17 protein-coding genes are annotated in these 22,419 nt (G+C 57.5%); 16 read left to right on the top strand and 1 reads right to left on the bottom strand.

The window, feature by feature from the left end; translation table 11 throughout:
• Positions 1-124: 124 nt before the first annotated feature.
• The 12 genes from serC (at position 125) to DVA44_RS15980 (ending at position 14,131) form a co-directional block, all read left to right on the top strand.
• Positions 125-1,213 (top strand): 3-phosphoserine/phosphohydroxythreonine transaminase, encoded by a 1,089-nt coding sequence (gene serC / locus DVA44_RS16035; protein ID WP_103823378.1) that lies wholly within the window; start codon positions 125-127, stop codon positions 1,211-1,213.
• Between the two features lie 71 nt (positions 1,214-1,284).
• A complete protein-coding gene (aroA, locus tag DVA44_RS16030) occupies positions 1,285-2,568 on the top strand; it encodes a 3-phosphoshikimate 1-carboxyvinyltransferase (protein WP_114387525.1) in 1,284 nt (427 codons plus the stop codon).
• 183 nt (positions 2,569-2,751) lie between these two features.
• Positions 2,752-3,435, top strand: a complete 684-nt coding sequence (gene cmk, locus DVA44_RS16025; protein WP_103178921.1) for a (d)CMP kinase — start codon at positions 2,752-2,754, stop codon at positions 3,433-3,435.
• Positions 3,436-3,546: 111 nt separating this feature from the next.
• Positions 3,547-5,220: a 30S ribosomal protein S1 gene (rpsA, locus tag DVA44_RS16020; RefSeq protein ID WP_032617357.1), complete on the top strand. Its 1,674-nt coding sequence runs from the start codon at positions 3,547-3,549 to the stop codon at positions 5,218-5,220.
• A gap of 120 nt (positions 5,221-5,340) precedes the next feature.
• Positions 5,341-5,628 carry an integration host factor subunit beta gene (gene ihfB, locus DVA44_RS16015; protein ID WP_039029484.1) on the top strand — a complete coding sequence of 96 codons (288 nt, stop codon included), beginning with the start codon at positions 5,341-5,343 and terminating at the stop codon, positions 5,626-5,628.
• Positions 5,629-5,841: 213 nt separating this feature from the next.
• Positions 5,842-8,106, top strand: a complete 2,265-nt coding sequence (locus tag DVA44_RS16010; RefSeq protein WP_114387524.1) for a ComEC family protein — start codon at positions 5,842-5,844, stop codon at positions 8,104-8,106.
• A gap of 36 nt (positions 8,107-8,142) precedes the next feature.
• Entirely contained in the window at positions 8,143-9,891 is a 1,749-nt protein-coding gene (gene msbA / locus DVA44_RS16005; protein ID WP_103178923.1) for a lipid A ABC transporter ATP-binding protein/permease MsbA, read from the top strand.
• On the top strand, positions 9,888-10,883 hold the full coding sequence (lpxK, locus tag DVA44_RS16000; RefSeq protein ID WP_114387523.1) for a tetraacyldisaccharide 4'-kinase: 996 nt from the start codon (positions 9,888-9,890) through the stop codon (positions 10,881-10,883). The genes msbA and lpxK overlap by 4 nt, the downstream gene beginning before the upstream one ends.
• Positions 10,884-10,898: 15 nt before the next feature.
• The gene (locus DVA44_RS15995) at positions 10,899-12,128 is read left to right on the top strand and encodes a winged helix-turn-helix domain-containing protein (protein ID WP_114387522.1); all 1,230 of its coding nucleotides are present in this window, start codon (positions 10,899-10,901) and stop codon (positions 12,126-12,128) included.
• 45 nt (positions 12,129-12,173) lie between these two features.
• On the top strand, positions 12,174-12,356 hold the full coding sequence (gene ycaR, locus DVA44_RS15990; protein ID WP_103178926.1) for a protein YcaR: 183 nt from the start codon (positions 12,174-12,176) through the stop codon (positions 12,354-12,356).
• Positions 12,353-13,099, top strand: a complete 747-nt coding sequence (gene kdsB / locus DVA44_RS15985; protein WP_103823372.1) for a 3-deoxy-manno-octulosonate cytidylyltransferase — start codon at positions 12,353-12,355, stop codon at positions 13,097-13,099. The genes ycaR and kdsB overlap by 4 nt, the downstream gene beginning before the upstream one ends.
• Before the next feature lie 138 nt (positions 13,100-13,237).
• Positions 13,238-14,131 carry a YcbJ family phosphotransferase gene (locus DVA44_RS15980; protein WP_114387521.1) on the top strand — a complete coding sequence of 298 codons (894 nt, stop codon included), beginning with the start codon at positions 13,238-13,240 and terminating at the stop codon, positions 14,129-14,131.
• Here DVA44_RS15980 and elyC read toward each other — a convergent pair.
• Positions 14,108-14,887 carry an envelope biogenesis factor ElyC gene (gene elyC, locus DVA44_RS15975; RefSeq protein ID WP_114315443.1) on the bottom strand — a complete coding sequence of 260 codons (780 nt, stop codon included), beginning with the start codon at positions 14,885-14,887 and terminating at the stop codon, positions 14,108-14,110. The genes DVA44_RS15980 and elyC overlap by 24 nt on opposite strands.
• A 124-nt stretch (positions 14,888-15,011) precedes the next feature.
• Between elyC and cmoM the strand changes: the two genes are divergently transcribed.
• From cmoM to mukB, 4 genes are read left to right on the top strand one after another with little or no spacing between them, the layout of a single operon-like run.
• On the top strand, positions 15,012-15,797 hold the full coding sequence (gene cmoM / locus DVA44_RS15970) for a tRNA uridine 5-oxyacetic acid(34) methyltransferase CmoM (protein ID WP_114315442.1): 786 nt from the start codon (positions 15,012-15,014) through the stop codon (positions 15,795-15,797).
• Entirely contained in the window at positions 15,794-17,116 is a 1,323-nt protein-coding gene (gene mukF / locus DVA44_RS15965) for a chromosome partition protein MukF (protein ID WP_103823368.1), read from the top strand. Before cmoM ends, mukF begins: the two co-directional genes overlap by 4 nt.
• Positions 17,097-17,801, top strand: a complete 705-nt coding sequence (mukE, locus tag DVA44_RS15960; RefSeq protein WP_114387520.1) for a chromosome partition protein MukE — start codon at positions 17,097-17,099, stop codon at positions 17,799-17,801. Before mukF ends, mukE begins: the two co-directional genes overlap by 20 nt.
• The gene (gene mukB, locus DVA44_RS15955; RefSeq protein ID WP_114387519.1) at positions 17,801-22,249 is read left to right on the top strand and encodes a chromosome partition protein MukB; all 4,449 of its coding nucleotides are present in this window, start codon (positions 17,801-17,803) and stop codon (positions 22,247-22,249) included. Before mukE ends, mukB begins: the two co-directional genes overlap by 1 nt.
• The last annotated feature ends 170 nt before the right edge of the window (positions 22,250-22,419 follow it).

The following is a 22,419-nucleotide window of genomic DNA, read 5'->3' as shown; positions in this document are numbered from 1 at the left end:
ATGTATTGTGTGACGGCGGGCACATTTCCCGGGTCATAAGTTTTAGACATTGCGGCGCGTGTCACTGAATGATAAAACCGATAGCCACAGTTATAACTTATGGCTTTTAGCGTGGTGAGGGGAAATGGCTCAGGTCTTTAATTTTAGTTCAGGTCCGGCAATGTTACCGGCGGATGTGCTCAAACAGGCTCAACAGGAGCTGTGCGACTGGAACGGTCTTGGCACGTCGGTGATGGAAGTCAGCCACCGTGGTAAAGAGTTTATTCAGGTGGCGGAAGAGGCAGAAGCAGATTTTCGTTTCCTGCTGAATATCCCCTCAAATTACAAAGTATTATTCTGTCACGGCGGCGGACGCGGTCAGTTTGCGGGTATTCCGCTGAACCTGCTGGGCGACAAAACCACCGCTGACTATGTTGATGCCGGTTACTGGGCTGCCAGCGCGGTAAAAGAAGCGCACAAATACTGCTCCCCGAACGTGATTGATGCCAAAGTCACCGTTGACGGCTTACGCGCGGTAAAACCGATGAGCGAATGGCAGCTCTCCCGCGATGCGGCCTATCTGCACTACTGCCCAAATGAAACCATCGACGGCATCGCCATCCACGAAGAGCCAAACTTTGGCGAGGATGTGGTCGTCACGGCGGACTTCTCCTCCACCATTCTTTCTGCGCCGCTGGATGTCAGCCGCTACGGCGTGATCTACGCTGGCGCGCAGAAAAACATCGGCCCGGCCGGTCTGACTCTGGTGATCGTGCGCGAAGATCTGCTGGGTAAAGCCCACAAATCCTGCCCGTCGATTCTGGATTACAGCGTGCTGAACGATAACGACTCCATGTTCAACACCCCGCCGACCTTTGCCTGGTATCTCTCTGGCCTGGTCTTTAAATGGCTGAGAAACAACGGCGGCGTGGCGCAGATGGATAAGATCAACCAGCAGAAATCTGAGCTGCTCTACAGCGTGATCGATGGCAGCGACTTCTATCGCAACGACGTCGCCAAAGCGAACCGCTCCCGCATGAACGTGCCGTTCCAGCTGGCTGACAGCAACCTCGATAAGCTGTTCCTCGAAGAGTCCTTCGCTGCTGGCCTGCATGCGCTGAAAGGCCACCGCGTGGTTGGCGGAATGCGTGCGTCCATCTATAACGCCATGCCGATCGAAGGCGTTAAGGCGTTGACCGACTTCATGACTGACTTCGAACGTCGCCACGGTTAATTGCGCTCGTGTTTATTCCCCCGTAGCCTGGCTGCGGGGTTTTTATTATGTTGAGTTGAGACTTAAATTTCATGGAATCCCTGACGTTACACCCTATCGCGCGGGTAGATGGCACCATCAATCTGCCTGGTTCAAAAAGTGTCTCGAACCGCGCCTTGCTGCTGGCTGCGCTGGCAAACGGCACCACTGTTCTCACTAACCTGCTGGACAGCGATGACGTTCGCCATATGCTTAATGCGCTGAAAGCGTTGGGAGTCCACTACACCCTGTCTGCGGATCGTACCCGTTGTGAAGTGACGGGCAATGCGGGTGCGCTGCACTCCGCCGACGCGCTGGAGCTCTTCCTCGGCAACGCCGGCACGGCTATGCGCCCGCTGGCGGCAGCCCTCTGCCTGGGCAGCAATGACATCGTGCTGACGGGCGAGCCGCGCATGAAAGAGCGTCCGATTGGCCATCTGGTTGATGCGCTGCGTCAGGGCGGCGCGCAGATTGACTATCTGGAGCAGGAAAACTATCCGCCGCTGCGTCTGCGTGGAGGTTTTACCGGCGGTGAAGTGGCGGTGGACGGCAGCGTATCCAGCCAGTTCCTGACCGCCTTGTTGATGACCGCACCGCTGGCGCCGCAAAACACCACTATCACCATTAAAGGCGAGCTGGTTTCCAAACCCTATATCGATATCACGCTGCACCTGATGAAGACCTTTGGCGTTGAGGTGGAAAACCACAGCTACCAGCGTTTCGTGGTGCGCGGCGGGCAGCAGTACCAGACACCGGGCAACTACCTGGTAGAAGGCGATGCCTCGTCGGCCTCTTACTTCCTGGCAGCGGGCGCCATTAAAGGCGGTACCGTTAAAGTGACCGGTATTGGTCGCAACAGCGTGCAGGGCGACATTCGCTTTGCTGATGTGCTGGAGAAGATGGGCGCCGTGGTGACCTGGGGCGATGACTACATCTCCTGCACCCGCGGGGAGCTGAACGCCATTGATATGGACATGAACCACATTCCCGACGCGGCGATGACCATTGCCACGGCGGCGCTGTTTGCCAAAGGCACCACCACGCTGCGCAACATCTATAACTGGCGCGTGAAAGAGACCGATCGCCTGTTTGCCATGGCGACCGAGCTGCGTAAAGTTGGTGCCGAAGTGGAAGAGGGCGAGGACTATATCCGCGTAACGCCACCGGCCAGGCTCCAGGCGGCGGAAATTGGCACCTACAACGACCACCGTATGGCGATGTGCTTCTCGCTGGTGGCGCTCTCCGATACGCCGGTCACCATCCTTGACCCGAAATGTACCGCGAAAACCTTCCCCGACTACTTCGAGCAGCTGGCGCGTATTAGCACTCCTGCATGATATTGCTGCGCCGCATCACCTGATGCGGCGTTTCCTTACGCTTCCTGACGTCATCATCGTCCATTTCTTCTACACTCAGCTTCAATCATTCCGTAATTTGCACGCAAAGGTAACAGTTGTGCACATTGGCGCGTATAATGCGCGGCGTTTACACAACGGTATGCCTAATTTAAGGAGAAAAAGATGACGGCAATTGCCCCGGTAATCACCATTGACGGGCCGAGTGGCGCAGGTAAAGGCACGCTATGCAAAGCCATGGCGGAAGCACTGCAATGGCATCTTTTAGATTCGGGCGCAATCTATCGTGTGCTGGCGCTGGCTGCATTGCATCATCATGTCGATGTCGCCTCTGAAGAGGCACTGGTGCCGCTGGCCGCCCATCTGGATGTACGTTTCATCTCCACCAACGGCAACCTGGAAGTGATCCTCGAAGGGGAAGATGTCAGCGCTGAGATCCGCACTCAGGAAGTGGCGAACGCCGCCTCTCAGGTCGCGGCGTTTCCGCGCGTTCGCGAGGCGCTTTTACGTCGCCAGCGCGCGTTCCGTGACGCCCCGGGCCTGATCGCCGACGGACGCGACATGGGAACCGTGGTCTTCCCTGATGCGCCGGTGAAAATTTTCCTTGACGCTTCCTCGGAGGAGCGCGCGCAGCGCCGTATGCTGCAGTTGCAGGAAAAGGGCTTTAGTGTTAACTTTGAACGTCTTTTGTCTGAGATAAAAGAGCGTGACGATCGCGACCGTAATCGCGCCGTTGCACCGCTTGTTCCCGCAGATGATGCATTAGTTCTGGATTCTACCAGTTTAACTATTGAGCAAGTGATTGAAAAAGCGCTACAATATGCGCGCCAGAAATTGGCTCTCGCGTAATCGCGACCGATTTAGCAGTACCCCCGCTGCAATGGATTGACGGCGGGTATGTGAAACAACCCCATCCGGCACGGAGCCAGGTGGACGTTAATATTAACCTGAAGATTAAACATGACTGAATCTTTTGCTCAACTGTTTGAAGAATCCTTAAAAGAAATCGAAACCCGTCCGGGTTCCATCGTTCGTGGCGTTGTTGTTGCTATCGACAAAGATATCGTACTGGTTGACGCCGGTCTGAAATCTGAGTCTGCCATTCCGGCAGAGCAGTTCAAAAACGCTCAGGGCGAGCTGGAAATCCAGGTTGGTGACGAAGTTGACGTTGCTCTGGACGCAGTAGAAGACGGCTTCGGCGAAACCCTGCTGTCTCGTGAAAAAGCGAAACGTCACGAAGCATGGATCACGCTGGAGAAAGCTTACGAAGAAGCTGAAACTGTGGTCGGTGTTATCAACGGCAAAGTTAAAGGTGGCTTCACTGTTGAGCTGAATGGTATTCGTGCGTTCCTGCCAGGTTCACTGGTAGACGTTCGTCCAGTTCGTGACACCCTGCACCTGGAAGGCAAAGAGCTTGAGTTCAAAGTAATCAAGCTGGACCAGAAGCGTAACAACGTTGTTGTTTCCCGTCGTGCCGTTATCGAATCCGAAAACAGCGCAGAACGCGATCAGCTGCTGGAAAACCTGCAGGAAGGCATGGAAGTCAAAGGTATCGTTAAGAACCTCACTGACTACGGCGCATTCGTTGACCTGGGCGGCGTTGATGGCCTGCTGCACATCACCGACATGGCGTGGAAACGCGTTAAGCACCCAAGCGAAATCGTGAACGTGGGCGACGAAATCACTGTTAAAGTGCTGAAGTTCGACCGCGAGCGTACTCGTGTATCCCTCGGCCTGAAACAGCTGGGCGAAGATCCATGGGTAGCTATCGCTAAACGTTACCCAGAAGGTACTAAACTGACTGGTCGCGTTACCAACCTGACCGACTACGGCTGCTTCGTTGAAATCGAAGAAGGCGTTGAAGGCCTGGTGCACGTTTCCGAAATGGACTGGACCAACAAAAACATCCACCCATCCAAAGTTGTTAACGTTGGTGATGTAGTGGAAGTTATGGTTCTGGATATCGACGAAGAACGTCGTCGTATCTCCCTGGGCCTGAAGCAGTGCAAAAACAACCCATGGCAGCAGTTCGCGGAAACCCACAACAAGGGCGACCGTGTTGAAGGTAAAATCAAGTCTATCACTGACTTCGGTATCTTCATCGGCCTGGACGGCGGCATCGACGGCCTGGTTCACCTGTCTGACATCTCCTGGAACGTTGCAGGCGAAGAAGCAGTACGTGAATACAAAAAAGGCGACGAAATCGCAGCAGTTGTTCTGCAGGTTGACGCAGAGCGTGAGCGTATCTCCCTGGGCGTTAAACAGCTCGCAGAAGATCCGTTCAACAACTGGGTTGCACTGAACAAGAAAGGCGCAATCGTAAACGGTAAAGTGACTGCAGTTGACGCGAAAGGCGCAACCGTAGAACTGGCTGACGGCGTTGAAGGTTACCTGCGCGCTTCTGAAGCTTCACGTGACCGCGTTGAAGATGCAACTCTGGTTCTGAGCGTAGGCGACGACGTTGAAGCTAAATTCACCGGCGTTGATCGTAAGAACCGTGCAATCAGCCTGTCTGTTCGTGCTAAAGACGAAGCTGATGAGAAAGATGCAATCGCAACTGTTAACAAACAGGAAGATGCAAACTTCTCTAACAACGCAATGGCTGAAGCTTTCAAAGCAGCTAAAGGCGAATAAGTTACTCGTAGAGTGACTTGACAGATTGCAGGATTCGTCCTGTAATCAATAACAAAGGGCGGCTACGGCCGCCCTTGTTTAAGCTGTTTAGCTAATTGGTTTGAAGGAACCGGAGGAATCATGACCAAGTCAGAATTGATTGAAAGACTTGCCAGCCAGCAATCGCATATACCTGCGAAAGCAGTGGAAGACGCCGTAAAAGAGATGCTGGAGCATATGGCTACCACTCTTGCACAGGGCGAGCGCATTGAAATCCGCGGTTTCGGTAGTTTTTCTCTGCACTATCGTGCTCCACGTACCGGGCGTAACCCGAAGACTGGCGACAAAGTAGAGCTGGAAGGTAAATACGTTCCGCACTTTAAGCCGGGTAAAGAGCTGCGCGATCGCGCCAATATTTACGGCAACTGAGTTTAGCCTGCGGGCAAAACTGAGTGACCACAAGAAAAGCACCTGCGGGTGCTTTTTTTGTTTTTCTCCTTTTTATCCGGAAGCTGCGCCGCAAATTTCCCGGCCCTTTGCTGCACGCCGTTGATTTATGCCAGCCTGCGTCGCAACCGCACAATTTCGCACCTGACAGACTGAATGTCTGAACGCACACTGCCCTGACACAGGGAGGTGTAAATGCGTTTAACGTCGTTAGCGACATGTCTGATTCTGGCTATCCTGCCACTTCTTTGGCTGCCCGCTCTGCCAGCGCTGCCGGTTATCCAGGCCATAGCGTGTGCCGGATTTCTGCTCGCCTTAATTCGTCATAACGTGGCCCGCTACAGTGGTTTCTGGCTGCTCTTCTTTGCCTGGGGAGTGCTGGCCGCGCAAAGTGCGGTCTGGCCAATGCAGAATCTGACCCGGGGTCCGCAGAAAGCGAAGATAGAGATCGTAGCGGTTGAAAACGAGGCGGCCTATCGGGCCCGCATCATCCAGCTCAACGGCAAAGCGATGGTGCCAGCAGTAGGCGTCACGCTGTATGGCAACACTCTGCCGCAACCGGGCTGCGCCGGGCAGCGCTGGGCGATGACCTTGTCATTACGTGCCGTTCACGGGCAACTCAACGATGGCGGGTTCGATTCCCAGCGCTATGCCCTGGCACAGCATCAACCCCTGACCGGGCGTTTTACCCATGCCGATGTAACAGATGATCGCTGTAGCTTACGCGCCCGCTATCTCACCTCGCTGACGGCCACACTTTCTACCTATACCTGGGGGCCGGTTCTGCTGGGGCTGGGCATGGGGGAGCGGCTGGCGGTAACGTCAGAGATAAAAAATCTGATGCGGGAAACCGGCACCGGGCATCTGATGGCGATCTCAGGTTTGCACATAGCCCTGGCGGCGTCGGTTGTCTGGCTGCTGGTGCGGGGCATACAGTTTTTCATCCCGGGGCGTTGGGTAAGCTGGCGAGCCCCGCTGGTGGCAGGTTTCTGCTTTGCCGCCTTTTACGCCTGGCTTACCGGAATGCAACCTCCTGCGTTGCGCACCGTCGTCTCACTGGGCGCTTGTCTGGCGTTGCAATTAAGCGGTCGTCTCTGGTCACCCTGGCAGGTATGGCGAGTCTGCATTGCTGCCATTTTGCTGGCCGATCCGCTGGCCGTGCTGTCGCACAGTCTTTTACTGTCCGCTTTTGCCGTGGCGGTGCTGATTTTCTGGTATCAGTGGGTGCCTGCTCCGCGCTTTTCCGGCCCCTGGGTCGTCAGGGCTGTGGTTAGCTTGCTGCACCTGCAACTAGGCATGCTGTTGCTGTTGCTGCCGATACAGATTGTCGTCTTCCATGGTTTCAGCCTCTCTTCACTGATCGCGAATCTGGTGGCGGTGCCGCTGGTGACCTTTATTTCGGTGCCTTTGATTTTACTGGGGATGGGGCTGCACCTCTGGATGTGGCCGGCGGCGGAAAATATGGTCTGGACGTTTGCGGATGGCTCACTGTCGCTGCTGTTCAGATTTTTAACCGCGCTCCCTGACGGTTGGATCCCGGTCGATAAACGCTGGCTGTGGCTGACCCTGCTGCCCTGGGCCGCCATCGTCGCCTGGCGGCTGCGCGGGGCGCGTACCTGTCCGGTGGTCTGTGTCTCGGCACTGGTGCTGGCAACCAATCCACTATGGCGGGCTGATAAAACCGAGGGCTGGGCCGTGCATATGCTGGATGTCGGACAGGGGCTGGCAATGGTGATCGAGCGGCAGGGGAGAGCGATCCTTTATGACACCGGCCCCGCCTGGCCGGGCGGGGACAGTGCGCAACAGCTGATCATTCCATGGTTACGGTGGCACCATTTACGCCCGGAGGGGGTGATTATCAGCCACGAACATCTCGATCATATCGGCGGGTTGTTGTCACTACGTAAGGCGTGGCCGACTATGTGGATTAGAAGCCCGCTGCGCTGGGCCGGGCATGACCCTTGTGCGCGCGGGGAGCACTGGCAGTGGCGAGGGCTGACCTTCAGTGCGCACTGGCCCCTCGCCAACAAACCGCAGCGCGGCAACAACGGTTCCTGCGTGGTTAAAGTTGAGGACGGTACCCATAGCGTGTTGTTAACTGGCGATATTGAAGCGAAGGGAGAAAAAACGATGCTCAGTCGTCACTGGCAATATCTTGCGTCTACACTTATCCAGGTGCCGCACCATGGCAGTAATACCTCCTCGTCACTCCCTCTGGTGCAGCGCGTGGGTGGGCAGATCGCCCTGGTGTCTGCCTCCCGCTATAACGCGTGGCGACTGCCTTCGATCAAAGTAGCTCGCCGCTACCGAAAGGAGGGGTATCGCTGGCTAACAACACCCCGATCTGGACAAATCACGGTTTCATTTTCGCAACATGGCTGGCAAATCCATAGCTTACGGGATCAAATTTTGCCCCGTTGGTATCATCAGTGGTTTGGCGCGCCCGGAGATAACGGGTAGAATATGCGGCTATTTCAACAAATGCTGGTTTTTTGAATGCATAACGACAAAGATCTCTCCACGTGGCAGACCTTCCGCCGACTCTGGCCGGTGATTGCACCCTTCAGAACGGGCCTAATCGTGGCGGGCGTAGCGTTAATCCTCAACGCAGCCAGCGATACCTTCATGTTATCGCTCCTCAAACCGTTACTGGACGACGGTTTTGGTAAAACGGATCGCTCAGTGTTGCTATGGATGCCGCTGGTGGTTATCGGCCTGATGATTTTACGCGGCATCACCAGCTATATCTCCAGCTACTGCCTCTCCTGGGTTTCGGGCAAAGTGGTAATGACCATGCGCCGCCGCCTGTTCAGCCATATGATGGGCATGCCGGTCGCGTTTTTTGACAAGCAGTCGACCGGCACCCTGCTGTCGCGCATTACTTACGACTCCGAGCAGGTGGCTTCCTCCTCCTCCAGCGCGCTGATTACCGTTGTGCGTGAAGGGGCGTCGATTATTGGTCTGTTCGCCCTGATGTTCTGGTACAGCTGGCAGCTGTCGCTGATCCTGATTGTGCTGGCGCCGATTGTGTCGATTGCGATCCGCGTCGTCTCGAAGCGTTTCCGCAGCATCAGTAAGAACATGCAGAACACGATGGGGCAGGTGACTACCAGCGCCGAGCAGATGCTGAAAGGCCACAAAGAGGTGCTGATTTTTGGCGGCCAGGAACTCGAAACCAAGCGCTTCGATAAGGTCAGCAATAAGATGCGTCTGCAGGGGATGAAGATGGTGTCTGCTTCTTCCATCTCCGATCCGATCATTCAGCTCATCGCCTCCCTGGCGCTGGCGTTTGTGCTCTATGCCGCCAGCTTCCCGAGCGTGATGGAAACCCTCACCGCCGGTACCATCACCGTGGTCTTCTCGTCGATGATTGCCCTGATGCGCCCGCTGAAATCGTTAACCAACGTTAATGCCCAGTTCCAGCGCGGGATGGCAGCCTGCCAGACGCTGTTTGCGATCCTTGATTCCGAACAGGAAAAAGACGAAGGCAAACGCGTGATTGAGCGCTCAACCGGCGACGTGGAGTTCCGCAATGTGACCTTTACCTATCCGGGTCGCGATACGCCTGCTCTGCGCAATATCAATCTGAAAATTCCGGCAGGCAAGACTGTAGCCCTGGTGGGCCGCTCTGGCTCGGGTAAATCAACCATCGCCAGCCTGATCACCCGCTTCTACGATATTGATGAGGGTGAGATCCTGATTGATGGCCACGATCTGCGCGAGTACACCCTGCGGTCGCTGCGTAATCAGGTCGCGCTGGTCTCTCAGAATGTGCACCTGTTCAACGACACTGTGGCTAATAACATCGCCTATGCCCGTAATGAAGAGTACAGCCGCGAGCAGATCGAAGCGGCGGCGCGGATGGCCTACGCCATGGACTTCATCAATAAGATGGATAACGGGCTGGATACCATTATCGGTGAAAACGGTGTCCTGCTCTCCGGCGGTCAGCGCCAGCGTATTGCTATTGCGCGCGCGCTGCTGCGTGACAGCCCAATCCTGATCCTCGATGAAGCTACCTCGGCGCTGGATACCGAGTCCGAACGCGCTATCCAGTCTGCGCTGGATGAGCTGCAGAAGAACCGTACCTCACTGGTGATTGCCCACCGCCTGTCGACGATTGAAAAAGCCGACGAAATCGTGGTGGTGGAAGATGGCTACATCGTCGAGCGGGGCAGCCATGCCGACCTGCTGGCGCACCAGGGTGTGTATGCCCAGCTTCATAAAATGCAGTTTGGCGAATGATCGCTCGCATCTGGTCCGGTGAGTCTCCGCTCTGGCTGTTGCTGTTGCCGCTCTCCTGGCTGTATGGCCTGGTCAGCGGCCTGATCCGCCTGAGTTATAAAGTGGGGCTCAAACGGGCCTGGCGCGCGCCGGTGCCGGTGGTGGTGGTGGGCAACCTTACCGCTGGCGGCAACGGTAAAACGCCGGTGGTGATCTGGCTGGTGGAACAGCTGACAAAACGCGGGATTCGCGTGGGGGTTGTCTCCCGGGGATACGGCGGCAAGGCGGAGCGCTATCCGCTGCTGCTGACCGCGCAAACCACCACGGCGCAAGCGGGTGATGAGCCGGTGCTGATCTTTCAGCGTACCGGTGCGCCGGTAGCGGTTTCGCCGGTGCGCAGCGAGGCGGTGCAGGCACTGCTGACGCAGGCGAATGTCCAGATTGTGATCACTGACGACGGCCTGCAGCACTACGCGCTGGCCCGGGATAAAGAGATCGTGGTGATTGATGGCGTTCGCCGCTTTGGTAACGGCTGGTGGTTACCTGCCGGACCGATGCGCGAGCGCGCGTCGCGTTTGCGGTCCGTGGATGCGGTTATCGTCAACGGTGGTACGGCGCAGGCGGGGGAGATCCCGATGCAGCTGCAACCAGGACTTGCCGTGAATCTGCTGACCGGCGAACGGCGCGACGTTGCTGAGCTTAACCATCTGGTGGCGATGGCCGGTATCGGTCATCCTCCGCGCTTTTTCTCCACCCTAGAAGCCTGCGGCGCCAAACTTCAGCGTAGCGTGCCGCTGGCCGACCACCAGGCGCTGAGCCTGGAGCAGGTTGCGGCGTTTACTGCGCCTGGTCAGACGTTGATCATGACCGAAAAAGATGCGGTGAAATGCCGCGCCTTTGCCCGGGATAACTGGTGGTATTTACCGGTTGATGCCCAACTGCAGGGCGAACAGCCTGAACAACTGCTCCAGGAACTGATTGCCCTGGCAGGAGAGGCCTCACCCGCGCACTAACTGACAGGACAAGGCATGGCTTTACCGCAACTCACGCTTTCAGCCGCACGTCATCTGCATCTTGCCGCCCAGGGGCTTTTAAAAAAGCCCCGTCGTCGCGCCCGACCCACCGATATTCTTACCACCATCAAGCGCATGTCGCTGCTCCAGATCGACACCATTAATATTGTTGCCCGCAGCCCTTACCTGGTGCTGTTCAGCCGTCTCGGCCCCTATTCGCCCGACTGGCTGGATAACGCCCTGCGTCAGGGAGAGCTGATGGAATACTGGGCGCACGAGGCGTGTTTCCTGCCGCGCAGCGACTTTGCGCTGGTGCGTCACAGAATGCTCGCGCCCGATAAAATGGGCTGGAAATACCGCCAGGCCTGGATGCAGGAACATGCGGATGAAATAGAGGAGCTTATCGCCCATATTCAGGAGAAAGGCCCTGTCCGTTCCGCCGATTTTGAACATCCCCACAAAGGAACGAGCGGGTGGTGGGAGTGGAAGCCGCATAAACGCCATCTTGAGGGATTGTTCACCGCTGGCAAGGTGATGGTGGTGGAACGGCATAACTTTCAGCGCGTTTACGATCTCACACATCGGGTGATGCCGGAGTGGGATGACAGCCGGGATATGCTGACCCAGGCGGCGGCAGAAGCCATAATGCTGGAAAACAGCGCCCGCAGCTTAGGCATTTTCCGCCCCCAGTGGTTGGCCGACTATTACCGCCTGCGTCAGCCCGCGCTGGCCCCCTTGCTTGAGCGCTGGCAGGCGCAGCAGCAGGTGGTCCGCGTCGAGGTGGAGACGCTGGGGGAGATGTGGCTGCATGCCGATCTGCTGCCGTTGCTTAACGAAGCGCAGGAAGGGAAACTCACCGCAACCCATACCGCCGTTCTCTCACCCTTCGATCCGGTGGTCTGGGATCGTAAGCGTGCGGAACAGCTCTTTAACTTCAGCTACCGGCTGGAATGTTATACCCCGGCGCCGAAACGTCAGTATGGCTATTTCGTTCTGCCGCTGTTGCATAGAGGGCAGCTGGTGGGGCGGATGGATGCCAAAATGCACCGCAAAACCGGCGAGCTACAGGTTATCGCCCTTTATCTGGAAGAGGGTGTTCGGATAAGCGTCGCGCTGGAGAAGGGACTCGCCACGGCAATCAGCGATTTTGCGGGCTGGCAGGGAGCGACACGCATCGCGCTGGGCCATCTTCCTGACGGACTTTTTCACACCTGTCGAACGGGCTGGGAAATAGACGCGGTCTGAAAAAGGAATATGGTAAACTTTACCGATTATTGATACGGAGGAACTATGGATCACCGTTTACTGGAAATTATTGCCTGCCCGGTGTGCAACGGCAAACTCTACTACAGCCAGGATAAGCAGGAGCTGATTTGCAAAGTGGATAGCCTTGCCTTCCCTCTGCGCGACGGCATTCCCGTCCTGCTGGAAACCGAAGCCCGCGCCCTGGCGCCTGAAGAGAGCAAACCATGAGTTTTGTTGTCATTATTCCGGCGCGCTTTGCCTCCACGCGTCTGCCGGGCAAACCGCTGGTGGATATCAACGGCAAGCCGATGATCGTGCATGTGCTCGAACGTGCCCGTGAGTCCGGCGCGGAGCGGATCATTGTCGCCACCGATCATGAAGAGGTGGCGCGTGCAGTTGAAGCGGCGGGCGGCGAAGTCTGCATGACCCGCGCCGATCACCAGTCCGGCACTGAGCGTCTGGCCGAAGTGGTGGAAAAATGCGGTTTCAGCGACGACACGGTGATTGTTAACGTGCAGGGCGATGAGCCGATGATCCCGGCGGTCATTATTCGTCAGGTGGCGGAAAACCTGGCCCAGCGTCAGGTGGGTATGGCGACCCTGGCCGTGCCGGTTCATAGCGCAGAAGAGGCATTCAACCCGAATGCGGTGAAGGTGGTACTGGACGCTGAAGGCTATGCGCTCTATTTCTCCCGCGCCACTATCCCCTGGGATCGCGATCGCTTTGCCGAATCCCGGGATAACATTGGTGATAGCATCCTGCGTCATCTGGGCATTTATGGCTATCGTGCAGGCTTTATCCGCCGTTACGTCAACTGGCAGCCGAGCCCGCTGGAGAACATCGAAATGCTCGAGCAGCTGCGTGTGCTGTGGTACGGCGAAAAGATCCACGTCGCCGTCGCGCACGAGGTTCCGGGTACAGGCGTCGATACGCCAGAAGATCTGGCCCGCGTTCGCGCTGAACTTCGCTAATCCCCGCCATCCCCTCTTTTGAGGGGATTTTTTTGTCTCATTTTTCTGAATTTCTGCTACAGAATCTTCTCATAAGAGTGACATCCGCCCGCCACACGCTCATTATAAAAGCAGTAGTCTTAATGGGGGTAATCTCAAATGGAACAGCTGCGAGCCGAACTCAGCCATCTGCTGGGTGAAAAACTGAGCCGTGTGGAATGCGTGCATGAAAAGGCGGATACCACGCTATGGTCGCTGTACGACAGCCAGGGAAACCCCATGCCGTTACTGGCGCGAAGCTTCTCTTCACCGGATGTGGCCCGACAGCTGGCGTGGAAAATCTCCATGCTGGCCCGCAGCGGCACGGTAAGAATGCCGACCGTGTATGGCGTGATGACCCACGAAGAACATCCGGGCCCGGATGTCCTGCTGATTGAGCGTCTGCGCGGTGTCCCGGTGGAAGCGCCAGCCCGCACGCCTGAACGCTGGGAGCAGCTAAAAGATCAGATAGTTGAAGCGCTGCTGGCCTGGCACCGGCTGGACAGCGGAGGGCTGGTCGGCTCGGTGGACAGCACCCAGGAAAATCTCTGGCCACTCTGGTACCGCCAGCGGGTTGAGGTGCTGTGGGGGACGCTAAACCAGTATCACAACACCGGCCTGACCATGCAGGATAAACGGATCCTGTTTCGTACCCGCGAGTGCCTGCCCACCCTGTTTGAAGGATTCAATGACAACAGCGTGCTGATCCACGGCAATTTTACGCTGCGCAGTATGCTCAAGGATCCCCGCAGCGATCAGCTGCTGGCGATGGTCGGGCCCGGCGTGATGCTGTGGGCCCCCCGGGAGTATGAACTGTTTCGCCTGAGCCAGAGCGGGCAGGCGGAGGATTTACTCTGGCACTACCTGCGGCGCGCGCCGGTCTCAGAGTCGTTCCTCTGGCGGCGCTGGCTCTATACGCTGTGGGACGAAGTGGCGCAGTTGGTGAATACCGGGCATTTTAGCCGCGCCAACTTCGATCTGGCCTCGAAATCACTGCTCCCCTGGCTCGCCTGACAGGCCCTTCAGCCACTGCCAGACGCGCCCAAGCGTTTCATAGCCCACGCGATCGCTGTGCATCAGCCATACCGGGGACGGAATGATCCGTTCCCAGGGGTTAAGCGGGGCGCTAATCGCCAGCTGGTTCGCGGGCGCGGGTAGAGGATGCAGACCCTGGCGTTCAAAGAAGATCATCGCCCGCGGCAGATGGGAGGCTGAGGTCACCAGCAGGAAGGGCGCATCGCCTATCGCCTGCTTCACCGCGGCGGCTTCCTCTTCGGTATCCTTTGGACTGTCGAGAGTGATGATCGCCTCGCGCGGCACGCCCAAAGACTGCGCCACGCGCGCGCCCGCTTCGGCGGTACTCACCGGATTACTTTGTGCTGCCGCCCCGGTGAAGATCATCTTCGACCCGGGATTCGCCAGCCACAGCCGCATGCCTTCATTGAGGCGCGGCAGGCTGTTGTTGATCAGATTGGAGCTGGGAGCCCATTGTGGATCCCAGGTGTAGCCCCCGCCGAGCACCACGATGTACTTAACCTTCTCATTTCCCTGCCAGGTGGGGTATTTGTCTTCGACCGGACGTAACAGCCCATCCGCAACCGGCTGCAGGCTCAGCAGCGTCAGCGCCAGCCAGCCTGCCGTAACCAAAATTTTGCCGCTTTTCTGATGGCGGCTGAACCACAGCAACCCCAGGCCCAGCGCGATACACAGCAGAAGAAGAGGGAGGGGAAGCATCATGCCGCCAATATATTTTTTTAGAGTAAAAAGCATCCTTTCTGGCTCCTTTTTTGACCATATAGCTGATGATTGTCAGCGATATTACACCAGAGAGGTTCATTCTCCGCCCGGCTGTGACAAAATAGCGGTTTTGTTGTGAGTGGGTGGAGCTCTCCCAATGCGGGATCGCAATTTTGATGACATCGCGGAAAAGTTTGCCCGCAATATTTACGGCACGACCAAAGGCCGTCTACGGCAGACGATCCTCTGGCAGGATCTGGACATCCTGTTGGCCGGATTTGGCGACAAGAAACTGCGTGTCCTCGACGCTGGCGGCGGTGAAGGCCAGACGGCGATAAAAATGGCTGAGCGTGGGCACCACGTTATCCTTTGCGATCTCTCTGCTGAAATGATCGCCCGCGCTGAAAGTGCCGCGGTGGAGAAAGATGTGAGCGATAACATGCAATTTATACATTGTGCCGCTCAGGAGATCGCTCAACATTTGGAAAGCCCGGTTGATCTGATATTGTCTCATGCGGTGCTGGAATGGGTAGCCGAACCCCAGGCGCTGCTGAAGACGCTCTGGTCGATACTGCGCCCCGGCGGCGCGCTGTCGCTGATGTTTTACAACGCTAACGGCCTGTTAATGCGTAACGTGCTGGTGGGGAATTTCGGTTATGTACAGCAGGGCATGTACAAGAAGAAACGCCGTACGCTGTCACCGGACTTTCCGCGCGACCCGCAGCAGGTTTATGGCTGGCTGGAAACCTCCGGTTGGCAGATTACCGGGAAAACCGGCATCAGGGTGTTTCATGATTATCTGCGCGATAAACAGAAGCAGCATGAGTGCTTTGACGCCCTGACAGAATTAGAGACGCGGTACTGCCGCCAGGAGCCTTATATTAGCCTTGGTCGCTACATTCACGTCACCGCGCGCAAGCCGCAGAGCAAGGATAACTTATGAGTGAATTTTCCCAGACAGTCCCCGAGCTGGTTGCCTGGGCCCGAAAAAACGATTTCTCCCTCTCGCTGCCGGTAGACAGACTCTCTTTTCTGCTGGCGGTCGCCACGCTGAACAGCGAACGGCTGGATGGAGAAATGAGCGAGGGCGAACTGGTGGATGCGTTCCGCCATGTCAGTGATGCGTTTGAGCAAACCAGCGAAACCATTAATGTGCGTGCCAATAACGCGATTAACGATATGGTGCGTCAACGTCTGCTGAACCGCTTTACCAGCGAGCTGGCAGAAGGGAATGCCATCTATCGTCTGACGCCACTGGGCATCGGCATTACCGACTACTACATTCGCCAGCGCGAATTCTCGACCCTGCGCCTCTCGATGCAGCTCTCCATTGTGGCGGGTGAACTGAAGCGTGCAGCCGATGCCGCAGATGAGGGCGGTGACGAGTTCCACTGGCACCGTAACGTCTACGCGCCGCTGAAATATTCAGTAGCCGAGATTTTCGACAGCATCGATTTGACGCAGCGCATCATGGATGAGCAGCAGCAGCTGGTGAAAGAGGACATCGCCCAGCTTCTGAACAAAGACTGGCGGGCGGCAATCTCCAGCTGTGAAATGCTGCTGTCAGAAACCTCCGGCACCCTGCGTGAACTGCAGGATACGCTGGAGGCTGCGGGGGACAAGCTGCAGGCTAACCTGCTGCGCATTCAGGATGCCACCCTGGCCCAGGACAACCTGCATTTTGTCGATCGCCTGGTCTTCGACCTGCAGAGCAAGCTGGACCGCATTATCAGCTGGGGCCAGCAGGCGATTGACCTGTGGATCGGCTATGACCGCCACGTGCATAAATTTATCCGTACCGCTATCGACATGGATAAAAACCGCGTGTTTGCCCAGCGCCTGCGCCAGTCGGTACAGACCTATTTCGATGCGCCGTGGGCGCTGACCTACGCCAGCGCTGACCGCCTGCTCGATATGCGTGACGAAGAGATGAGCCTGCGCGACGAAGAGGTCACCGGCGAGCTGCCAGCCGATCTGGAATATGAAGAGTTTAACGAAATACGGGAACAGCTTGCGGCGATGATCGAGGAGCAACTGGCGATCTTCAAAACCAAAAACAAACCACTCGATCTCGGTCTGGTGGTGCGCGACTACCTCGCACAATACCCGCGTGCCCGCCATTTCGATATCGCCCGCATCGTGGTCGATCAGGCGGTACGCCTGGGCGTCGCGCAAGCAGATTTCACCGGCCTGCCGCCGAAGTGGCAGCCGATCAACGATTACGGAGCCAAGGTACAGGCGCATGTCATTGACAAATATTGAACACGTGATGCCAGTTAAGCTGGCCCAGGCGCTGGCAAATCCGATCTTTCCGGCGCTGGACAGCCAGCTGCGTGCCGGTCGTCACATTGGTCTCGACGAGCTGGATAATCACGCTTTTTTAATGGATTTTCAGGAGTACCTGGAAGAGTTTTACGCCCGCTATAACGTGGAGCTGATCCGTGCGCCGGAGGGGTTCTTCTATCTGCGTCCGCGCTCCACCACGCTCATCCCGCGCTCGGTGCTCTCCGAGCTGGACATGCTGGTCGGCAAGATTCTCTGCTATCTCTACCTCAGCCCGGAGCGTCTGGCGAACGAAGGCATCTTCACCCAGCAGGAGCTCTATGACGAGCTGATGACCCTGGCGGACGAAGGCAAGCTGCTGAAGCTGGTCAACAACCGCTCCACCGGCTCGGACGTAGACCGTCAGAAGTTACAGGAAAAAGTGCGCTCCTCCCTGAACCGTCTGCGCCGTCTGGGGATGGTGTGGTTTATGGGCCATGACAGCAGCAAATTCCGCATCACTGAATCTGTGTTCCGCTTCGGTGCCGACGTGCGCGTGGGTGATGACGCCCGCGAAGCGCAGCTGCGCATGATCCGTGATGGCGAAGCGATGCCGGTGGAAAACCATCTGCAGCTCAATGACGAGCATGAAGACAATCAGCCGGATAGCGGGGAGGAAGAGTAATGATTGAACGCGGTAAATTTCGCTCACTGACGCTGGTTAACTGGAACGGTTTCTTTGCCCGCACCTTTGATCTCGATGAGTTGGTGACCACGCTCTCGGGCGGTAACGGGGCAGGGAAATCCACCACCATGGCGGCCTTCGTCACGGCGCTGATCCCGGACTTAACCCTGCTGCACTTCCGTAACACCACCGAAGCCGGCGCGACCAGCGGTTCCCGTGATAAGGGTCTGCACGGTAAGCTGAAGGCAGGTGTCTGTTACTCTGTGCTGGACGTGATCAACTCCCGCCATCAGCGCGTGGTGGTTGGCGTCCGCTTACAGCAGGTCGCCGGTCGCGACCGTAAAGTGGATATCAAACCGTTCGCCATTCAGGGGCTGCCAACCTCCGTTCAGCCCACCGCGCTATTGACGGAAACCCTCAACGAACGCCAGGCGCGCGTGCTGACGCTGCAGGAGCTGAAAGACAAACTGGAAGCTATCGAAGGCGTGCAGTTTAAGCAGTTTAACTCCATCACCGAATACCACTCGCTGATGTTCGATCTGGGCATCGTCGCCCGTCGTCTGCGCTCCGCCTCGGACCGCAGTAAATATTATCGTCTGATCGAAGCCTCGCTCTACGGCGGGATCTCCAGCGCCATTACCCGCTCTCTGCGTGATTACCTGTTACCGGAAAACAGCGGTGTGCGTAAGGCGTTCCAGGACATGGAAGCGGCGCTGCGTGAAAACCGTATGACGCTGGAAGCCATTCGCGTCACGCAGTCTGACCGCGACCTGTTCAAGCACCTGATCAGCGAAGCCACCAACTATGTGGCGGCGGACTACATGCGCCACGCCAACGAGCGCCGCATTCATCTCGATCAGGCTCTCGAGTATCGCCGTGAGCTCTTCACCTCCCGCCAGCAGCTGGCCTCTGAACAGTACAAGCACGTCGAGATGGCCCGCGAGCTGTCCGAGCATAACGGAGCAGAAGGGGATCTGGAGGCAGACTATCAGGCCGCCAGCGATCACCTGAACCTGGTACAAACCGCGCTGCGTCAGCAGGAAAAAATCGAGCGCTACGAAGCGGATCTCGATGAACTGCAAATTCGTCTGGAAGAGCAGAACGAAGTGGTGGCGGAAGCTGCCGATAAGCAGGAAGAGAACGAAGCCCGGGCCGAAGCCGCCGAGCTGGAAGTGGATGAGCTGAAAAGCCAGCTTGCCGACTATCAGCAGGCGCTCGACGTCCAGCAAACCCGCGCCATTCAGTACAATCAGGCGTTGCAGGCGCTGGAACGTGCAAAAGCGCTTTGCCATCTGCCGGACCTGACGCCAGAGAGCGCGGATCAGTGGCTGGAGACCTTCCAGGCCAAAGAGCAGGAAGCCACAGAAAAACTGCTGAATCTTGAGCAGAAAATGAGCGTGGCGCAAACTGCGCACAGTCAGTTTGAACAGGCATATCAGCTGGTGGCCGCGATTAACGGCCCGCTGGCGCGCGCCGAAGCGTGGGAAGTGGCCCGCGAGCTGCTGCGTGATGGCGTTAACCAGCGCCACCTGGCGGAACAGGTTCAGCCGCTGCGTATGCGCCTGAACGAGCTGGAGCAGCGCCTGCGTGAACAGCAGGAGGCGGAACGCCTGCTGGCTGAGTTCTGCAAGCGTCAGGGTAAACGGGTCGATATTGACGATCTGGAAAGCCTGCATCAGGAGCTGGAAGCCCGTATCGCGTCGCTGTCCGACAGCGTATCCAGTGCCAGCGAACAGCGCATGGCGCTGCGTCAGGAGATGGAGCAGCTACAGTCGCGTATTCAGACGCTGATGCAGCGCGCCCCGATCTGGCTGGCAGCCCAGAGCAGCCTCAGCCAGCTCAGCGAGCAGTGTGGCGAAACCTTCGAATCCAGCCAGGAGGTCACGGAGTATCTGCAGCAGCTGCTGGAGCGTGAACGCGAAGCAATTGTTGAACGTGACGAAGTGGGGGCGCGTAAGCGCGCTGTCGATGACGAGATCGAACGTTTAAGCCAGCCGGGCGGGGCAGAAGACGCCCGTCTGAACACCCTTGCAGAGCGTTTTGGCGGCGTGCTGCTGTCAGAAATTTATGACGACGTCAGCCTGGAAGACGCGCCGTACTACTCGGCGCTGTATGGTCCATCACGCCACGCGATTGTGGTGCCGGATCTGTCGCTGATCGCGGACCAGCTCGAAGGGCTGGAAGATTGCCCGGAAGATCTCTATCTGATCGAAGGGGATCCGCAGTCGTTCGATGACAGCGTCTTTGGCGTCGACGAGCTGGAAAAAGCGGTGGTGGTGAAAATCGCCGATCGCCAGTGGCGCTATTCGCGCTTCCCGGCGTTGCCGCTGTTTGGCCGCGCGGCCCGTGAAAGTCGTATTGAGAGCCTGCATACCGAGCGCGAAGCGCTGTCGGAACGTTTTGCGACGCTCTCGTTCGACGTGCAAAAAACCCAGCGTCTGCACCAGGCGTTCAGCCGCTTTATCGGCAGCCATCTGGCCGTGGCCTTTGAGGCCGATCCGGAAGCTGAGATCCGTAAGTTCACCACCCGTCGTACCGAGCTTGAACGCGCGATTTCAGCCCACGAAAATGATAACCAGCAGAGCCGCGTCCAGTTCGAGCAGGCTAAAGAGGGCGTCGCTGCCCTTAACCGCATTCTGCCGCGCCTGAACCTTCTGGCGGACGACACCCTCGCCGATCGCGTGGATGAGATCCAGGAGCGTCTCGACGAAGCGCAGGAAGCCGCGCGCTTTGTGCAACAGTACGGCAACCAGCTGGCGAAGCTGGAGCCGATGGTCTCTGTGCTGCAGAGCGACCCGGAACAGTTCGAACAGCTGAAAGAAGATTATGCCTGGTCGCAGCAGGTCCAGCGCGAAGCGCGCCAGCAGGCGTTTGCCCTGACCGAAGTTTCCCAGCGCCGGGCGCACTTCAGCTACTCCGACTCGGCGGAGATGCTGAACGGCAACAGCGATCTGAACGAAAAACTGCGCCAGCGTCTGGAGCAGGCGGAAACGGAACGTACCCGTGCCCGTGAGGCGATGCGTAGCCATGCCGCGCAGCTGAGCCAGTACAATCAGGTGCTGGCGTCGCTGAAAAGTTCGTTTGATACCAAGAAAGAGCTGCTGACCGACCTGCATAAAGAGCTGCAGGATATCGGCGTGCGGGCCGACAGCGGGGCAGAGGAGCGGGCGCGCATTCGTCGCGACGAACTCCATGCCCAGCTCAGCAATAACCGCGCCCGCCGTAACCAGCTGGAAAAAGCGCTCACCTTCTGTGAAGCGGAGATGGATAACCTGACCCGCCGTCTGCGCAAGCTGGAACGTGACTACCATGAGAAGCGCGAGCAGGTGGTGACCGCCAAAGCGGGCTGGTGCGCCGTGATGCGGATGGTGAAAGACAATGGTGTTGAACGCCGTCTGCACCGCCGCGAGCTGGCCTATCTCTCCGGCGATGAGCTGCGTTCAATGTCGGATAAAGCGCTGGGTGCGCTGCGTCTGGCGGTGGCGGATAACGAACACCTGCGCGATGTGCTGCGCATGTCGGAAGATCCGAAGCGCCCTGAGCGCAAAATTCAGTTCTTCGTGGCGGTCTATCAGCATCTGCGCGAGCGTATTCGCCAGGATATCATTCGCACCGATGACCCGGTTGAAGCCATTGAACAGATGGAGATTGAACTGGGGCGTCTGACGGAAGAGCTGACCTCACGTGAGCAGAAGCTGGCGATCAGCTCCCGCAGCGTGGCCAATATCATCCGTAAGACGATCCAGCGTGAGCAGAACCGTATTCGTCAGCTGAACCAGGGCCTGCAGAGCGTCTCCTTCGGCCAGGTTAACAGTGTGCGACTGAACGTCAACGTGCGTGAAGCCCACGCCACGCTGCTTGACGTGCTGGCCGAGCAGCACGAGCAGCATCAGGATCTGTTCAACAGCAACCGCCTCACCTTCTCCGAAGCGCTGGCGAAGCTGTATCAGCGTCTTAACCCGCAGATCGACATGGGCCAGCGTACGCCGCAGACCATCGGTGAGGAGCTGCTGGACTACCGCAACTATCTCGAGATGGAAGTGGAAGTTAACCGTGGCTCTGACGGCTGGCTGCGCGCGGAATCGGGTGCGCTGTCAACGGGGGAAGCGATCGGTACCGGGATGTCGATTCTGGTGATGGTGGTCCAGAGCTGGGAAGATGAATCCCGCCGTCTGCGCGGTAAGGATATCTCCCCATGTCGTCTGCTGTTCCTTGATGAGGCGGCGCGTCTGGATGCCCGTTCGATCGCCACGCTGTTTGAGCTCTGCGACCGTCTGGATATGCAGCTGATTATCGCGGCGCCGGAAAATATCAGTCCGGAGAAAGGCACCACCTATAAACTGGTGCGTAAGGTCTATCAGAACAGCGAGCACGTTCATGTTGTGGGTCTGCGCGGCTTTGCCCCGCAGCCGCCAGAGTCCTTGCCCGGAACGGCTGACGCCTCCTGAGGAATCTGAAAATTAGCGATGGCGGCCCCCGGGCCGCCTTTTTTTATTCCTTGAGCTTGTACTGGCGGCTGCGTTAACTTTAAACTTCTTTACATAAGGTAAGGCTGGTGCCGGTCTGCCTTTCTATAATGAAGTGAAGCCCCGGTGATGAGGGCGTGACGTATAGCAAA

Source organism: Leclercia sp. W17 (genome assembly GCF_003336325.1).
In the GTDB taxonomy this organism is placed as follows: domain Bacteria; phylum Pseudomonadota; class Gammaproteobacteria; order Enterobacterales; family Enterobacteriaceae; genus Enterobacter.
Note: the sequence above shows the minus strand (reverse complement) of the source record. Positions and strands in the feature narration are given on the sequence as shown.

Coding starts and splice junctions, on each gene's coding strand:
- serC (WP_103823378.1), top strand. CDS start 125: ATGGCTCAGGTCTTTAATTTTAGTTCAGGTCCGGCAATGTTACCGGCG.
- aroA (WP_114387525.1), top strand. CDS start 1,285: ATGGAATCCCTGACGTTACACCCTATCGCGCGGGTAGATGGCACCATC.
- cmk (WP_103178921.1), top strand. CDS start 2,752: ATGACGGCAATTGCCCCGGTAATCACCATTGACGGGCCGAGTGGCGCA.
- rpsA (WP_032617357.1), top strand. CDS start 3,547: ATGACTGAATCTTTTGCTCAACTGTTTGAAGAATCCTTAAAAGAAATC.
- ihfB (WP_039029484.1), top strand. CDS start 5,341: ATGACCAAGTCAGAATTGATTGAAAGACTTGCCAGCCAGCAATCGCAT.
- DVA44_RS16010 (WP_114387524.1), top strand. CDS start 5,842: ATGCGTTTAACGTCGTTAGCGACATGTCTGATTCTGGCTATCCTGCCA.
- msbA (WP_103178923.1), top strand. CDS start 8,143: ATGCATAACGACAAAGATCTCTCCACGTGGCAGACCTTCCGCCGACTC.
- lpxK (WP_114387523.1), top strand. CDS start 9,888: ATGATCGCTCGCATCTGGTCCGGTGAGTCTCCGCTCTGGCTGTTGCTG.
- DVA44_RS15995 (WP_114387522.1), top strand. CDS start 10,899: ATGGCTTTACCGCAACTCACGCTTTCAGCCGCACGTCATCTGCATCTT.
- ycaR (WP_103178926.1), top strand. CDS start 12,174: ATGGATCACCGTTTACTGGAAATTATTGCCTGCCCGGTGTGCAACGGC.
- kdsB (WP_103823372.1), top strand. CDS start 12,353: ATGAGTTTTGTTGTCATTATTCCGGCGCGCTTTGCCTCCACGCGTCTG.
- DVA44_RS15980 (WP_114387521.1), top strand. CDS start 13,238: ATGGAACAGCTGCGAGCCGAACTCAGCCATCTGCTGGGTGAAAAACTG.
- elyC (WP_114315443.1), bottom strand. CDS start 14,887: ATGCTTTTTACTCTAAAAAAATATATTGGCGGCATGATGCTTCCCCTC.
- cmoM (WP_114315442.1), top strand. CDS start 15,012: ATGCGGGATCGCAATTTTGATGACATCGCGGAAAAGTTTGCCCGCAAT.
- mukF (WP_103823368.1), top strand. CDS start 15,794: ATGAGTGAATTTTCCCAGACAGTCCCCGAGCTGGTTGCCTGGGCCCGA.
- mukE (WP_114387520.1), top strand. CDS start 17,097: ATGTCATTGACAAATATTGAACACGTGATGCCAGTTAAGCTGGCCCAG.
- mukB (WP_114387519.1), top strand. CDS start 17,801: ATGATTGAACGCGGTAAATTTCGCTCACTGACGCTGGTTAACTGGAAC.